Origin of the sequence: Micromonospora chalcea, assembly GCF_002926165.1 — a bacterium.
Lineage (GTDB): Bacteria > Actinomycetota > Actinomycetes > Mycobacteriales > Micromonosporaceae > Micromonospora > Micromonospora chalcea.
The window spans coordinates 30,236-45,761 of the sequence record NZ_MAGP01000112.1 but is presented as its reverse complement, the minus strand read 5'-3'; the positions used below and the strand labels follow the sequence as shown (position 1 = coordinate 45,761).

Sequence of the window (15,526 nt, the reverse complement as noted above, 5' to 3'; positions counted from 1 at the left end):
ATGCGACACGCCGGGTTTTCCGACCGATCGGCCCTCGTCGCGGCGTTCCGGGGACGGTAGCGTCGCCGACGATGTACGCTCCCGCCCGTTCTGTGCCCCGTGCCCGCCGCGCCGCCGTCGCCGCGCCGCGCCCAGCCCTCCCCGGACCTCGTCGAGGCGCGGTCCGGACCCGTCTGGCCGCGCAAGCCGCGCTCGCCGCCGTCCTGTTCGCCACCGGCTGCGCCGGTGACGCCGGCGGATCGGGCGGCGACGCGAGGTGGCAGGCCGGTCAGGGCGGCGGGTCGACCGGCGCGGCCGGACCCGCCACCGGTGACCAGCCCGCGGCGCCGAACGCCCCCGACGAGCCGTCGATCTCGCTCACCGCGACCGGCGACGTGATCATGGGCAACGCCCCGGACCGGCTGCCGCCCAACGGTGGCAAGGGCTTCTTCGACGACGTGAAGTCGGCGCTCAAGGGTGACCTGGTGATGGGCAACCTGGAGGAGCCGCTCACCGACGACACCGGCGCCGGCAAGTGCGGCCCGCAGCCGAAGAACTGCTACCAGTTCCGGGCGCCGCCCGGCTACGCCGCGCACCTGCGCTCGGCCGGGTTCCAGCTGCTCAACCAGGCCAACAACCACGGCTACGACTACGGCCGCCAGGGCTACGAGAACACCCAGTCGGCGCTGGAGGCGCACGGGCTCAAGCACACCGGCGCGCCCGGTGAGATCACCGTGGTGGACGTCAAGGGCGTCAAGGTCGCCGTGGTGGGCTTCTCGTCGTACCCCTGGTCCAACAGCCTGGTCGACCTGAACGCCGCCAAGCAGGTGATCGAGATGGCCAAGGAGGCGGCCCAGATCGTCGTGGTGCAGGTGCACATGGGCGCCGAGGGGTCGGACAAGACCCGGGTGAAGCCGGGCACCGAGATGTTCTTCGGCGAGAACCGTGGCGACCCGATCCGCTTCTCCCGCACCGTCATCGACGCCGGGGCCGACCTGGTCATCGGCCACGGTCCGCACGTACTTCGCGGGATGGAGTTCTACAAGGGGCGGCTGATCGCGTACAGCCTGGGCAACTTCGCCGGCGGCGGGAAGTCGCTGAACAGCTCCGGGCGACTCGGCTGGGGCGGCGTGCTCAAGGTGTCGCTCACCGCCGAGGGGAAGTTCGTCGGCGGCACGTTCACCTCCACCGTGATGAACGGAGTGGGACGCCCGTCGGTCGACCGGCAGAACCGTGGCCTCGGGCTGGTCCGCGAGCTGAACGGGGCCGACTTCCCGGACACCGGCGCGAAGCTCGACGCGACCGGGAGGATCACCGCGCCCGCGGGTGGCTGAGCGCACGACCACCGCGCCGAGCCGCCGGAGCGTCGGCCCCGCGACGTAGGCTGGCCGACGTGACCACGCGCTCCCCCGAGACCGACCTCGGCCGTACGCGCCGCGCCCGGCGCATCGGCCGCGTGCTGACCGAGACGCACCCCGACGCGCACTGTGAACTCGACCACTCCAACGCGCTGGAGCTGGCAGTGGCGACGATCCTGTCCGCCCAGTGCACCGACAAGAAGGTCAACGAGGTCACGCCGAAGCTGTTCGCCCGCTACCGCACCGCCGCCGACTACGCCGGGGCGGACCGCGCCGAGCTGGAGGAGCTGATCCGGCCCACCGGGTTCTACCGCAACAAGACCAGCTCCCTGATCAACCTCGGGCGCGCGCTCTGCGAGCGGTACGACGGCGAGGTGCCCGGGCGGCTCGACGACCTGGTCACGCTGCCGGGGATCGGCCGCAAGACCGCCAACGTCATCCTCGGCAACGCCTTCGGCGTCCCCGGCATCACCGTCGACACGCACTTCCAGCGGCTCGTGCAGCGGTGGGCGCTCACCACCGAGACCGACCCGGTGAAGATCGAGCACGCGATCGGCGCGCTCTACCCGAAGCGCGACTGGACGATGCTGTCGCACCGGGTGATCTTCCACGGCCGCCGGGTCTGCCACGCCCGCAAGCCCGCCTGCGGCGCGTGCACGCTGGCGAAGCTGTGTCCCGCGTACGGCACCGGGCCGACCGAGCCGGCCGCCGCGGCCAAGCTGCTCAAGGGCCCCCGGGCCCGTGACCTGGCGGTGGCCGTCGGCCTCGACCCCGACCTGGTGCCGCAGCAGGCCGCCGCGGCGGACGTGCCGTGATGCGCCGTCTCGCGTACCTGCTCGTCCCGCTGCTGCTCGCGGTGGCGGGCTGCACCGCCACGGCCGACGAGCCGGAACGTCCGGCGCCGGCGACCCGGGCCGAGCGCCCCTCGCCGTTCGCCGACTGTGCTCCGCTGACCGTCGTGCCCGCCGCCGCGGCTCCGACGCCCACCGGTAAGGCCGGGGACCAGCTCCCCGACCTGACGCTCAACTGCTTCACCGGCGGCGCGCCGGTGAACCTGCGCGACGTCAAGGGCCCGGCGGTGATCAACGTGTGGGCGTCCTGGTGCCCGCCGTGCCGCAAGGAGCTGCCCGCGTTCCAGCGGCTCAGCGAGCGGGCCGACGGCCGGTTCCAGGTGATCGGCGTGAACAGCCGGGACAGCCGCGGCGGCGCGCAGTCCATCGGCGAGGACTACGGCGTCGGCTTCCCGATGCTGCTCGACCAGGGCGACGCGTTCCAGCGCGCGCTGGAACGCAACGCGTTCCCGCTCACGGTGCTCGTCGACGCCGACGGGCGGATCCGGCACACCGACGCCACCGGCGCGCTCGACGACGCCCGCCTCGCCGCGCTGCTCCAGCGCCACCTCGGGGTGAAGGTATGACCCGACGGCCGCCGGGGTGGTTCGACCCGCTGCTGGGCCGGCTCGGCACCGCGCGCGCGGAAGACTTCACCCGCATCGTCACGCCGGAGCGCGGCGGCCGGGAGAGCGCCGTGCTGGTGCTGCTCGGTGAGGAGCCCGGCGCCGGGCCGGACGTGCTGGTCCTCCAGCGCGCCGCGACGCTGCGCAACCACGCCGGTCAGCCGGCGTTTCCCGGCGGCGCCGCCGACCCGGAGGACGCCGACGCCCGCGCCACCGCGCTGCGCGAGGCGAACGAGGAGGTCGGGCTCGACCCCGGCAGCGTCACCGTGCTGGCCGAGCTTCCCCGGCTCTGGATCCCGGTCAGCGACTTCGTGGTCACGCCGGTGCTCGCCTGGCGGCACGACCCGCACCCGGTGCACCCGCGCGAGCCGGCCGAGGTCGCGCACGTGGCCCGGCTGCCGGTCACCGAGCTGGTCGACCCGGAGAACCGGATGCGGGTCCGTCATCCGAGCGGCTGGACCGGCCCGGCGTTCTCGGTGCGCGGCATGCTGGTCTGGGGCTTCACCGCCGGCGTGATCGACCGGTTGCTGGAGATGGGCGGCTGGTCCCGGCCCTGGCCGCGCTCACGGGTGGTGGAGCTGCCGCCGGTCGACGCCACACCCGCGCCGTCGGCGGGCACCGAACCGGCCGACGAGACACCCGTGCGTTGATCACCGGTACGCATCCTCGGGTCACGTTCCGCGAGCGCTGAGCCGAGCACGGGCCCGGTGCCCGTACCCTTGGGGCGTGTCCGCCGTGGATCTCGTCCTTCTCCTGCTCATGCTCGTGTTCGCGATCAGCGGATACCGTCAGGGTTTCGTCATCGGGGCCCTGTCGTTCTCCGGCTTCTTCCTGGGCGCGCTGCTCGGCCTCCAGGTCGGGCCGCTGATCGCCCAGCAGTTCACGGCGAGCGGCACCCGCGTGCTGGTCTCCCTGGTGGCGATCTTCGGGCTCGCGGTGCTCGGGCAGGCGCTGGCCGGCTGGCTCGGCTCCAACCTGCGGGCGGCCATCACCGGGCCGGCCGGGCGGAAGGTCGACGACGTCGGCGGCGCGTTCATCTCGGTCATCGCGGTCATGCTGGTGGCCTGGCTGGTCGCCGTGCCGCTCGGCTCCTCCTCGGTGCCGTGGCTGGCCTCCTCGGTCCGTAACAGCGCGCTGCTCACCGTCGTCGACCAGGTGCTGCCGGACAAGGCGCAGGACCTGTCCACCGCGCTGCGCGACACCGTCGACACCAACGGCTTCCCGGACGTGTTCGGCGATCTCGCGCCGACCCGGGCCCGGCAGGTCGCCCCGCCCGACCCGGCGCTGGCCAACTCGCAGGTGGTGCAGAACAGCAGGCGGTCGGTGGTGAAGGTGCTCGGCTCCGCGCCGAGCTGCTCGCGCCGCATCGAGGGCTCCGGCTTCGTGTACGCCGACGACCGGGTGATGACGAACGCGCACGTGGTCGCCGGCACCCGCTCGGTTGCGGTGGAGCTGCGCGGCGAGCGGTACGACGGCGAGGTCGTCGTCTACGACCCGGACCGGGACCTCGCCGTGCTCTACGTTCCCGGGCTGCCCGGCCCGTCGCTGCGCTTCGCCGCCGGTCAGGCCGCCACCGGCGCGGACGCGATCGTGCTCGGCTTCCCGCTCGACGGCCCGTACGACGCCCGCCCGGCCCGGATCCGGGACGTCGACCGGATCACCGGTCCGGACATCTACTCGGCCGGGGACGTCACCCGGGAGATCTACACGATCCGGGCGCTGGTCCGCAGCGGCAACTCCGGTGGCCCGCTGGTCTCCTCGAACGGTCTGGTGCTCGGCGTGATCTTCGCGGCGGCGGCGGACGACCCGAACACCGGTTTCGCGGTGACAGCGGCCGAGGCGCGGCCGGTGGCGCTGGCGGGCGCGGAGCGTACCCGGGGAGTGGCCACCGGCGAGTGCACCTGAGCCGGCCGGCGGCGCTCAGCCGCCCGCGGATGCTCCCGCCGGTGTCACGTCGTCGCCGGAGCGGGACAGCGGCAGCCGGGCGCGACCCCAGGTGAGCGTGCGGTCGAGCACCGCCCGCGCCATGATCGCCACGCAGGCGCCGCCGTTGAGGAACGAGGCGACCACGTCGCTGGGGTGGTGCATGCCCCGGTACATCCGGGTGAGCGCCACGCCCACCGGCACCAGCACCAGCAGCGCCCACCAGCCCACCTTCACGGGGGTGCTGCGCGCCCGCAGCGCCAGCAGCACCGCGAGACCCACGTAGAGCGCGGTGGCCGCCGACGTGTGCCCGGACGGGAAGCTCGAAGTCGGCGGGGAGGCGTCCATGTGCTCGACGGCCGGACGGTTCCGGTCGATCACCATCGTGGTGAACAGGAAGATCAGTGCCTGCGCGGTCACCGCCGCGCAGAGGAACAGCGGCTCCCGCCAGCGGTGCAGCACCAGCCGCAGCACCAGCGCCGCCAGCACCGTGACCACGACGATCATCTGGGTGCTGGCGAGCGTGCTGAACACCAGCGAGACGTCGTTCCAGCCCGGCGTGCGATCGCCGGCCAGCTCCCGGTTGACCGTGTCCTCCACGGTGAACGGCCAGGTACGCGCCAGCACCCGGGTCACCAGCAGGCCCAGACCCACCATCAGCGCGAAGAGCAGGGCCAGCGGCAGTAGGACACGCCGGGTGACTCGGATCACGACATCGGACATGGGCTCGCCTGTACCCCGTGGTGGCTCCGGCTACGCCCGGCCGTCCTCCGGCCGCTGATCGGCCAGCTCCGGCTCGACGCCCTCGCGGAGCGGACGGGCGGACGGTCGCCCGGATCCGCTGCGCCAGGTGGCGAACGCGGCCGAGGTCGCGGCCACCACCGCCGCCCCGAGCACCCAGCCACCCACCACGTCGCTGGTCCAGTGCACGCCCAGCGCGATCCGGCTGAGCCCGGTCACCACAGTCACCAGCAGCGCGGCGGCCCACAGCATGATCCGGCCGGCGCGGCTGTCCCGGGCGAACGGCAGGAACACCAGCAACAGCACCCCGGCCGCCAGCGCCGCGTTGAGCGCGTGACCGGACGGGAACGAGTAACCGGCCGCCCGGGCCACCGGTTCGAGCAGGTCCGGCCGGTCCCGCCCGACCAGGAGCTTGAGCAGCGCGCCGAGCAGCCCACCGGCGATCATGGTGACGACCACCCAGGCCGCGAGCCGGGACGCGCCGCGCCGGAACAGCCACACCGCCACCGCTGCCGCGGCCACCCGCAGCGGGCCGGGCCCGAAGACATGCGTCCAGACCGTCATCACCGCGACCCAGGCGGGATGGTCCTGCGCGTACCCGTGGAACGCGTCGGTGATCGAAGCGTCCAGCCGGAGCAGCGGCGACCAGGCGCCGAGCACCAGCAGCGCGAGCAGGGAGAACGGGATCAGCACCAGGAACGCGGCGGCGGTGGCCAGGGAGAGCCGCAGACCCAGTGAGTGGTCCCGGTCGAGGCGGCGGCTCCGCCACGACCGGCGGCGCGTGACAGTCGCCCCGGTGGTGTCCATGGGGGCTTCCCTACCCAGGAACGGGCGCGGTCAGACCACCGCGTCGGTCAGCGACGGATCTGCCGGAACCGGCGCACCATCAGCGCGCTGCCGGTGATCAACGCCACGAACAGCGCCAGGCCGCTCCAGAGCCGCTCCGGGGCGCCCACGACGGTCTGCCCCGCCGGCAGCGCCGACCAGCCCTCCGGCCTACCACCCAGCGGGTCGCCGCCGCGGCCCGCCGCCGCGGCCCGGGTGTCGCGTCCGTCCTCCGGAGCCGGCCCGAAGCCCACCACGCCGGGAGAGTCGTTGTCGTCCAGCGGGTTGTGACCCACCGACGGCACGTCGGCGGTCAGCGCCGCCACCGGGTCCACCAGGCCGTAGCCGAACCGGTCGTCGCGTCCGGTCGGGCCGAGGTCCCGGGCCGTGCTGATCAGCCGGTTGACCACGTCCCCGGCGGACATCTTCGGATACCGCGAGCGGACCAGCGCGGCGGTCGCGGCCACCAGCGGCGCGGCGAAGCTCGTCCCCTGCACCCGCCAGTAGCCCCCCTCCGGCCGCGCGCCGTAGAGCGCGGTGGCGGGTGCGCTGAGGACCGTCTCGTGGCCGGTGATCGAGCCGGACCAGAGGTTCTCGCCGGAGCGTTCCAGCCCGGCGACGGCCAGCACGCCGGGCTGCCGGGCCGGGTACCAGACCTTGGTGGTCGTCGAGGTGGCCAGGTTGCCGGTGCAGGCGACCACCACCACGTCCCGGGCGAAGGCGTAGTCGAGCGCCGCGGCCAGGGCCGCGCTGTCGCTGCTGCCGCCCAGCGACAGGTTGACCACTCCGGCGCCGTTGTCCACCGCCCAGCGCACCGCCTTGGCGATGATGAGCGCGTCGTCGTAGCGGTTCTCGGCGTCGAGCACCCGGACCGGGAGGATCTTGGCGTCCGGCGCCAGCCCCACCACACCCCGGTCGTCGTCGGCCCGCCCGGCGATCAGCCCGGCCACGGTGGTGCCGTGCCCCACCGGATCAGGCCCGTCCGAGCCGTCCGGAGTCACCAGGTCGAGGCCGGGCAGGACCTGGCCGGCCAGGTCGGGATGCGATCCGTCCACACCGGAATCGATCACCGCGACCACCACGCCGCGCCCGGTCGAGGTGCGCCAGGCGGTCTTCGCCCGCAGCTTCTCCAACTGCCACTGCTCGTCGCGGACGTGGTCGCCGCGGAGCACCCGGTCGGGAGCCGCCAACTGCCGCTGAGAGGCGGCGACCGGGACGGACGGCGCGGCCTGTGCCGGCGGCGTCAGCGGACCGGCGACGACGACCAGCGCCGACGCGACGGCCAGCAACGCGCGCCGGGCGACGCGCCGGGGCGGCCCACCGGGCAGGCCCTGCCGATCCCTGGTCACATTCCCCAGCCGTTCCGTCGCGTCAGACACATGCCGCTCGGAGATTACCGGTTGTCCCGGCCGTCACGGGCCAACTCGGCACTTCGGATCACCCGGGCGGAAGATGCGCCAACTGCACCAGGCGCACCCCCTCACGACGGGTGACCAGACGGGCCCGGCCCGGCGGCAGCGGCCCGGCCTTCACCTGACCGACGAGCGCGCCCTCCTCCGGGCCGCCCGACATCACCAGCCCGGCCGTGGACAACTCCCGCAGTCGCTGCACGATCGGCTCGTACGCGGTCCGTCCCGCCCCGCCGGTCCGCCGCGCCAGCACCAGATGCAGCCCGACGTCCCGGGCGTGCGGCAGGTGCTCCTCCAGCGCGCGCAGCGGGTTCGTCGGGCCGCCGGCCACCAGGTCGTAGTCGTCCACCAGCACGAACAGCTCCGGCCCCTGCCACCAGGACCGGCTGCGCAGTTGAGCCGGGGTCACCTCCGGTCCGGGCTGCCGCCCCGCGAGGTAGCCGGCGGCCGACTCGATCAGCTCGGCGGTGTGCGGCGCCGCCGTGCCGTACCCGATCAGGTGTGGAGTGTCGATCACGCCCATCAGGCTGCGCCGGTAGTCCACGAGCATCACCCGGGCCTGCTCCGGGGTGAACCGGTTGACGATCGACGTGGCGAGCGCGCGCAGGAACGACGACTTGCCGCACTCGGCGTCGCCGAAGACCATGAAGTTCGGCTCGGTGGCGAAGTCCAGCACCACCGGGGCGAGGTCCGCCTCCGCCACGCCGATCGGGAACGCCAGTCCGGCTGTCGCGCTCTGGTCCAGCTCGGCGTAGGGCAGCACCGGCGGCAGCAGCCGCACCCGGGGCGCCGGCGGACCGGTCCACGCCCCGGCGACCGCCTTCACCAGGTCGGCGGTCTCGCCGCCGAGCGCGTCGACCCGGGGCACGGCGGTGAGGAAGTGCAACCCGCCGGCGGTGATGCCCCGCCCCGGCCGCTCCTCCGGCACCGTCGCCGCCAGCGCCCGCTTGACCACCACCGAGTCGGCCGGGTCGCCCAGGCGCAGCTCCAGCCGGGAGCCGAACAGGTCGCGGATCGCCGGGCGGAAGTCCGACCAGCGCAGCGCGGTCGCCACCACGTGCACCCCGTACGCCAGGCCGCGGGTGGCCAGTTCGGTGACCAGCGGTTCCAGGTCCTCGTACTCGCCGCGCAGGGTGTTCCAGCCGTCCACCACCAGGAACACGTCGCCGAAGGCGTCGGTCGCGCCCGCCGCCCGGCGCTGTCGCCACGCGGCCATCGACTCCACGCCCGCCTCGGCGAAGCGCCGCTCCCGCTCCGCGAGCAGGCCGGCGACCTCGCCGACGGTACGGCGCACCGCGGTGCCGTCGGAGCGCCCGGTGACACCGCCCACGTGTGGCAGGTCGCGCAACGTGCCCAGCGTGCCGCTGCCGAAGTCGAGGCAGTAGACCTGCACCTCGGCCGGGGTGTGGGTGAGCGCCAGCGCGCAGACCAGGGTGCGCAGCAGGCTGGACCGGCCGCTGCGGGTGGTGCCGACCACCGCGACGTGCCCGGCCGCGCCGTCCAGCGCCAGCCAGAGCAGGTCACGCCGCTGCTCGAACGGCTTGTCCACCACCGCCACCGGCACCTGCAGCGCCCCGTGCAGCTCCGGGTTGGCGACGGTGAGCCCGCGTACCGGGTCGGCGCCGACCGGGCCGAGCAGCTCGTCCAGGGCGGGCGAGGCGTCCAGCGGCGGCAGCCACACCTGGTGCGCCGGCGGGCCCTGCCCGGACAGCCGGTCCACCAGCAGGTCCAGCAGCGTCTCGCCGCTGTCGTCCTCGGCGGGGAGGGCGGCGGGCGTGGCCGGCTCGGGCACCGGCACCAGATGGGTGGAGAAGGCGAGCACCCGCGACTCACCGGCGTCGGGCGCGCCCGCCGGCCCGCCGCGCCGGTGGACCGCGCCGGAGACGTACGCGGCCTTGAACCGCACCAGCGGGTCGGTGCCGGAACGCAGGTAGCCGTGCCCCGGGCTGCGCGGCAGTTCGTGCGCGTCCGGCACGCCCAGCACCGTCCGCGACTCCAGCGCCGAGAACGTCCGCAACCCGATCCGGTACGACAGGTGCGTGTCCAGCCCGCGTAACCGCCCCTCCTCCAGCCGCTGGCTGGCCAGCAGCAGGTGCACCCCGAGCGACCGGCCCAGGCGGCCGATCTGCACGAACAGGTCGATGAAGTCGGGCTTGGCGGACAGCAGCTCGGAGAACTCGTCGCAGATCAGCAGCAGTGACGGCAGCGGCGCCAGCGGCGAGCCGGCCGCCCGGGCGCGCTCGTAGTCGCGCACGCTCGCGAAGTTGCCCGCCCGGCGCAGCAGTTCCTGCCGGCGCATCAGCTCACCGTTTATCGCGTCCACCATCCGGTCCACCAGTGGCAGCGCGTCAGCCAGGTTGGTGATCACGGCGGCGGTGTGCGGCAGCCGCTCGAACGGCGCGAACGTGGCACCGCCCTTGAAGTCGACGAGCACGAAGTTGAGCTGCTCCGAGCTGTGCGTGGCGGCCAGCCCGAGCACGAGCGTGCGCAGCAGTTCCGACTTGCCGGAGCCGGTCGCGCCGATCAGCAGGCCGTGCGGGCCCATGCCGTCCTGCGCCGACTCCTTCAGGTCGAGGTCGATCGCGCCGCCGTCCGCGCCCACCCCGATCGGCACCCGCAGCCGGTCCCGCGCGGCCCGGGGCGCCCAGCCCTGCTCTGCGGTGAAGCCGTCCGGGTCACCGAGCCCGAGCAGCTCGGGCAGGCCGGGTTCGGCGCCGGGCGGCGCGTCCGGCCCGCGTACCGTGCCGGCGAGCCGCAGCGGCGCGAGCCGCCGGGCCACCGCCTCGGCGTCGGCGGTCGCCAGCGCGTCGGCGGCGCCCACCTCGGCGTGCCCCTCGGCGGAGTGCGAGTGCAGCCGGCCGTCGACCAGGTCGAGCAGGAGGGCGTACCGGTCGAGCAGCCGGGGCGGCGGGGTGTCCAGGTCGAGCACGGTGACCGCGTCGATGCCGCCGTCGCCGGCCAGGTCGGTGGCCCCGGTCAGGTCGCCGCCGTCGAGCACCACCACGACGTGCGGCCCGTCCGTGGCCACGCCGTGCGGACTGAACCGCGACCGGGCGCCGAGCACGTCGTGCAGCAGCCGTTCCAGGTCGGCGGCGGAACTGGTGACCAGCCGCACCGGGCCGAGCGCGTCGGTACGGCTCGGGTGGTGGGCGTGCGGCAGCCACTTGACCCACTCCCAGGCGGCCCGGCGTTCCGGCCCGGAGCAGACCGCGATCAGCAGCTCGTCCGGCGCGTGGAAGACGGCGAGCTGGGTGAGCACCGCCCGGGCCAGCGCCTGCGCGGCGGGCGATCCGGCGCCGCGTACCGGGCCGGCCGGCCCGCGCACGAAGACCCGGGCGAAACTGCGCAGCGACAGCGCCACCGGCAGGTCCGGCACCACCGAGTACGCGTCCAGGAAGCGCCGCAGCGCCCCGGCCGTCATCGGCTCCAGCTCCTCCAGCGGGCGGGTGACCGGCGGGACCAGCGGGGTGGCCAGCGTCTGCGGCCCGACACCGACCCGGACCACGGCGAAGTCCCCGTCGCCGGGCCGCCGTTCCCAGACCCGGTGGCTGTCGACAGTCGACCAGAGTCGCCCCGGATCGGGATGGCGGTAGGACAGGCCGGCACGCTGCGCGCTGGCGGTCTCCCGTACGCGGCGGCGCAGCGTGGCCAGGTGCCGCAGGTACTCCCGGCGGGCGGCCATCAGCTCGGACTTCTTCGGCCCGGCGCTGCCCCAGGTGGTCACCAGCATCGCCAGCGAGGAGAGGCCGAACATGCCGCCCACCACGTACGAGTAGGCCCCGCCGCCCCGGCCGAACATCATCGCCATGGCCACCGTCCCGCCGAGCATCGGCAGCACCATCAGCGCCTGCTGCCAGCGCCCGCCGGCAGCCACCGGGATCTCCGGCGGGGCCTCGACCGGCAGCTCGCCGACCGGGATCTCCGGCGCCGGGCGGCGTGGCGGCCGCTTGATGACGACAGTGGACACTCACCCTCCCCGGAAGTGGCTCTGGGTAACCCGAGCCTGGCTCATCGTAGGTAAAGTCCTCTCGTCCGTCAGCCCACTGTTCCCGCTCGATATGGAGGTGCCTCGATGACAAGCGGGCTCGCCCGGGTCACCATCAGCGCGCCCCGGCGGCGGGTCGACGTGGCCCTACCGGAGCAGGTCCCCCTGGCCGAGCTGCTGCCCGAGGTGCTCCGGCACGCAGGTGTCGGGCTGGCCGACGACGGCGAACGGCACGGTGGGTGGGTGCTGCGCCGCACCGACGGCGGGGTGCTCGCCACCGCGCAGGCGCTCCTGCCGCAGGGCGTCCGCGACGGCGAGGTGCTGCACCTGGTGCCGGCCCGTGCCGAGTGGCCCGAGCTGGAGTACGACGACGTGGTCGAGGCGATAGTCGACGGGGCCCGGCGCCGGGGCGCCGCCTGGTCGGCCCGCGCCACAAGGGCCGCCGCGCTCGGCGGCGCCGCCGTACCACTGGCCGTCGGGCTGGTCGCCGTCGTCGCGGCCGGACCGGACGAGCGCGGCTGGCCGGTCGCCGCCGCGATCGCCCTGATCCTGGTGCTCACCGCCACCGCGGCCTCCCGGGCGTACGGCGACGGCGCCGTCGGCGCCACGCTCGGCGGGTACGCGCTGCCCTGGGCGGCGACGGCCGGCGCGCTCGCCGTCGCCTCCGGCGATCCGGTCGGCCCGATTCCCGGCCTGCGCTGGGTGGGCGCTCCGGAACTGCTGGTCGGCTCGGTGGCGCTGCTGCTGGTGGCGGTGCTCGGGCTGCTCGGCGTGGCCAGCCGGTCCCGGGTCTTCGTGGCCGGGGTGACGGCGGGCGTGACCGGCGTGGCGTCCGCGTTCGGCGGGCTGCTGCTCGACCCGGCCGGCGCCGCGGCCGTCCTGCTCGCCGTGCTGGTGTTCGCGCTCGGCGGGCTGCCGTTGCTGGCCATCCGGGTCGGCAAGCTGCCGTTGCCGCCGCTCACCCTGCCCAGCCCGGCCGGCACCCGGGACCTGCCGGACCGGGGCCGGGTGCACGCGGCGGTGGCCCGCGCCGAGGAGGTGCTGACCGGGATGCTCCTCGGCCACGCGCTGCTCGCGGTCGGCGCGGTCGCGGTGCTCGTCGCCACCGGCCGGACCGCCGGGCTGCTGCTCGCCGCCGTCGCCTGCGGGGTGCTGCTGCTGCGCTCCCGGCTGTTCGTCGCGGTACGCCACCGGGTGCCCGCCGTCGTCGCCGGGCTGGCCGGGTACGCCCTGCTCGGCGCGGTGCTGGCCGAACGCGCCGGTCCGGCCGGCCGGTTCGCGCTGGCCGTTGGCGGGCTGGCGCTGGCCCTGGCCGCGGTCACCGCGGGCGCCACGTACGCCCGGCGACCCGTCTCCCCGTACCTCGGCCGGCTGGCCGACCTGACCGACACCGCGCTGGTGGTCGCGGTCGTGCCGGTGGCCTGCGCGGTGCTGGGCCTCTACGACCGGGCCCGCGACCTGCTCGCCTGAACACGCGGAGGCCCGGGTCGCGAAGCGCGACCCGGGCCTCCGGCGAAAGCGTGAGCGTCAGTGCAGCGTCTCGCCGCGCTCCTCGGCCTCCTTGGCCCGCCGGTACGAGGCGGCGATCTCCGCCTCGGCCTCGACCCGGCCGACCCAGGTCGCGCCCTCGACCGACTTGCCCGGCTCCAGGTCCTTGTAGACCTCGAAGAAGTGCTGGATCTCCAGCCGGTCGAACTCGCCCAGGTGGTGGATGTCGCGCAGGTGCTCCTGGCGCGGATCCTCGTAGGGCACGCAGAGGACCTTGTCGTCGCCGCCCTTCTCGTCCGTCATCCGGAACATGCCGATGGTGCGGCAGCGGATCAGGCAGCCGGGGAAGGTCGGCTCGGGCACCAGCACCAGCGCGTCCAGCGGGTCGCCGTCCTCGCCGAGGGTGCCCTCGATGAAGCCGTAGTCGGCCGGGTACTGCGTGGAGGTGAAGAGGGTACGGTCCAGCCGGATGCGGCCGGTCGCGTGGTCTACCTCGTACTTGTTGCGGTGACCCTTGGGGATCTCAACCGTGACGTCGAAATCCATCTCCCACGCTCCCTCGTTTGCCCACGCTGGCTAACGGAACCAGCGGTTCGCCCCCGGCGCGGGGGAACGCCCCCCGTCGGCCTCGGCCGCCGCATAGTGTTCGGACCGAAGTAGTGTCGCCCAAGGCGATTTCGAGCGGGGAGGAGGGGGCCGTGGGGAGGGAAGATTCACACTACCGCCCCGAGAGGGTTGACGGGTCCGCTTCCGGGGGTTCCGGTTCCGGTGGCGCCACCGGCCGGGTGTCCGTACCGGGTGCGAACGTCCCCCACCGTCCGGCTCCGGGTCCGATCCCGGTGAGCCCGCCCGTCCCACCGGCCGGCGCCGCGCCGCCCCCGCCCTCCCCGCCTCCGGCCGCGCCGCGTCGCCGCTCCCGGCTGGTCGCGGCGCTCGCGTGCGTACTCGTGCTGGCCCTGGCGGTCGCCGGGCTTGCCGTGTTCCGGCCCGGTCCGGTCGCGGGCTGGCTGGGCGACGACAGTTCTTCGGGTACGGCGGTCGCCGCGCCGCCCGAGCCCACCCCGCCGGCCGTGCTGGCCGGGCCGGACGGCAACGCCCCGCTGCCCACCGAGGCCGGAATCCGCGCCGCCCTGGACCCGCTGGTGCGCGCCGCCGCGCTCGGCGACCGGGTGCACCTGTCGGTGGCCGACGTGAGCACCGGCCAGGCGCTCTACGGCAGCGGCCAGGACACCCCGACGGTGCCCGCCTCGGTGACCAAGCTGGCGACCGGCGTGGCGGTGCTCGCGGCGCGCGGCCCGGCCTACCGGATCCCGACGAGGGCGGTGGCCGGCCCGAACCCGGGCGAGGTGGTCCTGGTCGGCGGCGGTGACCCCACGCTCGCCGTGGACAAGGACGGCTTCTACCCGGGCGCGGCCCGGCTGGACGACCTCGCCGCCCAGGTGCGCAACGCGCTCGGCGGCACCGCGCCGACCAAGGTGATCGTCGACTCGTCGCTGTTCACCGGCCCGGTCTTCGAACCCGGCTGGGACTCCGACATCCCCACCGGCGGGTTCGACCGGGCGATCACCGCGCTGATGACCGACGGCGCCCGGAAGAACCCGGCGGAGGCGCGCCGCACCGCCGAGCAGACCAACCACGCCGCCGAACGGGTGCCCCAGCCGGACCTGGCCGCCGGCCGGCAGTTCGCCAAGCTGCTCGGGCTCACCGGCGGCGCGGCCCAGGTGACCCGGGGCACCGCGCCGGCCGCGTCCGGCGCCACCGGTACGGCCCCCGGCGCCGAACTGGGCACCGTCGAGTCCCTGCCGATGATCCGGCTGGTCGACATCATGATCAGCGACAGCGACAACGTGATCGCCGAGGCGATGGCCCGCCAGGTGGCGCTCGCCAAGGGCAAGCCCGGCTCGTTCGCCGGCGGCGCCGCGGCCACCGGCCAGGTGCTCGGCGAGCTGGGTCTGCCGGCCGGCGAGATCAGCCTGGCCGACGGCAGCGGGCTGTCCCGCACCAACCGGATCAGCCCTTCGCTGCTCACCGACCTGATCACGCTCGCCGGCAACGGCAGCCACCCCGAACTCGCCGCGATCTTCGGCGGCCTGCCGGTCGGCGGCTGGTCCGGCACGCTCGACGAGCGCTACCGGGCGGCGGCGACAAGCGCCGGCGCGGGCGTGGTGCGCGCCAAGACCGGCACGCTCAGCGGGGTCAACGCCATCGCCGGCACGGTCACCACCGCCGACGGCCGGCTGCTCACGTTCGCCGTGCTCACCGACCGGACGCAGGGCTCGCTGGACGAGACCCGGGCGGCGCTGGACCGGATCACCTCCGCGCTGGCCGGGTGCGGCTGCCGCTGACCGACGGGCGTCGATCG

The 15,526-nt window shown here is 74.9% G+C and carries 12 protein-coding genes; 7 read left to right on the top strand and 5 right to left on the bottom strand.

Annotation, left to right across the window (positions count from 1 at the left end; translation table 11 throughout):
* The first annotated feature begins 92 nt into the window (after positions 1 to 92).
* The 5 genes from BAW75_RS15575 (at position 93) to BAW75_RS15555 (ending at position 4,698) form a co-directional block, all read left to right on the top strand.
* Positions 93 to 1,313, top strand: coding sequence for a CapA family protein (locus BAW75_RS15575; RefSeq protein ID WP_420915010.1), 1,221 nt, complete (start codon positions 93 to 95; stop codon positions 1,311 to 1,313).
* A gap of 59 nt (positions 1,314 to 1,372) precedes the next feature.
* Positions 1,373 to 2,152 (top strand): endonuclease III, encoded by a 780-nt coding sequence (nth, locus tag BAW75_RS15570; protein WP_064446796.1) that lies wholly within the window; start codon positions 1,373 to 1,375, stop codon positions 2,150 to 2,152.
* Positions 2,149 to 2,754 carry a TlpA family protein disulfide reductase gene (locus BAW75_RS15565; RefSeq protein ID WP_208635257.1) on the top strand — a complete coding sequence of 202 codons (606 nt, stop codon included), beginning with the start codon at positions 2,149 to 2,151 and terminating at the stop codon, positions 2,752 to 2,754. The genes nth and BAW75_RS15565 overlap by 4 nt, the downstream gene beginning before the upstream one ends.
* The gene (locus tag BAW75_RS15560) at positions 2,751 to 3,443 is read left to right on the top strand and encodes an NUDIX hydrolase (RefSeq protein ID WP_104114013.1); all 693 of its coding nucleotides are present in this window, start codon (positions 2,751 to 2,753) and stop codon (positions 3,441 to 3,443) included. Before BAW75_RS15565 ends, BAW75_RS15560 begins: the two co-directional genes overlap by 4 nt.
* Positions 3,444 to 3,519: 76 nt before the next feature.
* A complete protein-coding gene (locus BAW75_RS15555; protein WP_043327876.1) occupies positions 3,520 to 4,698 on the top strand; it encodes a MarP family serine protease in 1,179 nt (392 codons plus the stop codon).
* Between the two features lie 15 nt (positions 4,699 to 4,713).
* Here BAW75_RS15555 and BAW75_RS15550 read toward each other — a convergent pair whose 3' ends face one another.
* The 4 genes from BAW75_RS15550 to eccCa all read right to left on the bottom strand — a co-directional run bounded on the left by BAW75_RS15550 (position 4,714) and on the right by eccCa (position 11,658).
* Positions 4,714 to 5,439, bottom strand: a complete 726-nt coding sequence (locus BAW75_RS15550; protein WP_069088227.1) for a phosphatase PAP2 family protein — start codon at positions 5,437 to 5,439, stop codon at positions 4,714 to 4,716.
* Between the two features lie 30 nt (positions 5,440 to 5,469).
* A complete protein-coding gene (locus BAW75_RS15545; protein WP_104114012.1) occupies positions 5,470 to 6,264 on the bottom strand; it encodes a phosphatase PAP2 family protein in 795 nt (264 codons plus the stop codon).
* 47 nt (positions 6,265 to 6,311) lie between these two features.
* Positions 6,312 to 7,610 (bottom strand): type VII secretion-associated serine protease mycosin, encoded by a 1,299-nt coding sequence (gene mycP / locus BAW75_RS15540; RefSeq protein ID WP_420915009.1) that lies wholly within the window; start codon positions 7,608 to 7,610, stop codon positions 6,312 to 6,314.
* A gap of 109 nt (positions 7,611 to 7,719) precedes the next feature.
* Positions 7,720 to 11,658 (bottom strand): type VII secretion protein EccCa, encoded by a 3,939-nt coding sequence (gene eccCa, locus BAW75_RS15535; RefSeq protein WP_104114010.1) that lies wholly within the window; start codon positions 11,656 to 11,658, stop codon positions 7,720 to 7,722.
* 105 nt (positions 11,659 to 11,763) lie between these two features.
* Here eccCa and eccD point away from each other — a divergent pair, with 105 nt between their 5' ends.
* On the top strand, positions 11,764 to 13,146 hold the full coding sequence (eccD, locus tag BAW75_RS15530; RefSeq protein ID WP_104114009.1) for a type VII secretion integral membrane protein EccD: 1,383 nt from the start codon (positions 11,764 to 11,766) through the stop codon (positions 13,144 to 13,146).
* Between the two features lie 57 nt (positions 13,147 to 13,203).
* Here the strand turns inward: eccD and BAW75_RS15525 are convergent, their stop codons facing one another.
* Positions 13,204 to 13,710 (bottom strand): inorganic diphosphatase, encoded by a 507-nt coding sequence (locus BAW75_RS15525; RefSeq protein ID WP_013288994.1) that lies wholly within the window; start codon positions 13,708 to 13,710, stop codon positions 13,204 to 13,206.
* A 293-nt stretch (positions 13,711 to 14,003) separates the two neighbouring features.
* Here BAW75_RS15525 and dacB point away from each other — a divergent pair, with 293 nt between their 5' ends.
* Positions 14,004 to 15,509 (top strand): D-alanyl-D-alanine carboxypeptidase/D-alanyl-D-alanine endopeptidase, encoded by a 1,506-nt coding sequence (gene dacB, locus BAW75_RS15520; RefSeq protein ID WP_420915008.1) that lies wholly within the window; start codon positions 14,004 to 14,006, stop codon positions 15,507 to 15,509.
* Positions 15,510 to 15,526: the final 17 nt, after the last annotated feature.

Bases quoted from the DNA above. Each gene is read 5' to 3' on its own strand.
- BAW75_RS15525 (WP_013288994.1), bottom strand. From the start codon at position 13,710: ATGGATTTCGACGTCACGGTTGAGATCCCCAAGGGTCACCGCAACAAG.
- BAW75_RS15545 (WP_104114012.1), bottom strand. From the start codon at position 6,264: ATGGACACCACCGGGGCGACTGTCACGCGCCGCCGGTCGTGGCGGAGC.
- eccD (WP_104114009.1), top strand. From the start codon at position 11,764: ATGACAAGCGGGCTCGCCCGGGTCACCATCAGCGCGCCCCGGCGGCGG.
- BAW75_RS15550 (WP_069088227.1), bottom strand. From the start codon at position 5,439: ATGTCCGATGTCGTGATCCGAGTCACCCGGCGTGTCCTACTGCCGCTG.
- BAW75_RS15560 (WP_104114013.1), top strand. From the start codon at position 2,751: ATGACCCGACGGCCGCCGGGGTGGTTCGACCCGCTGCTGGGCCGGCTC.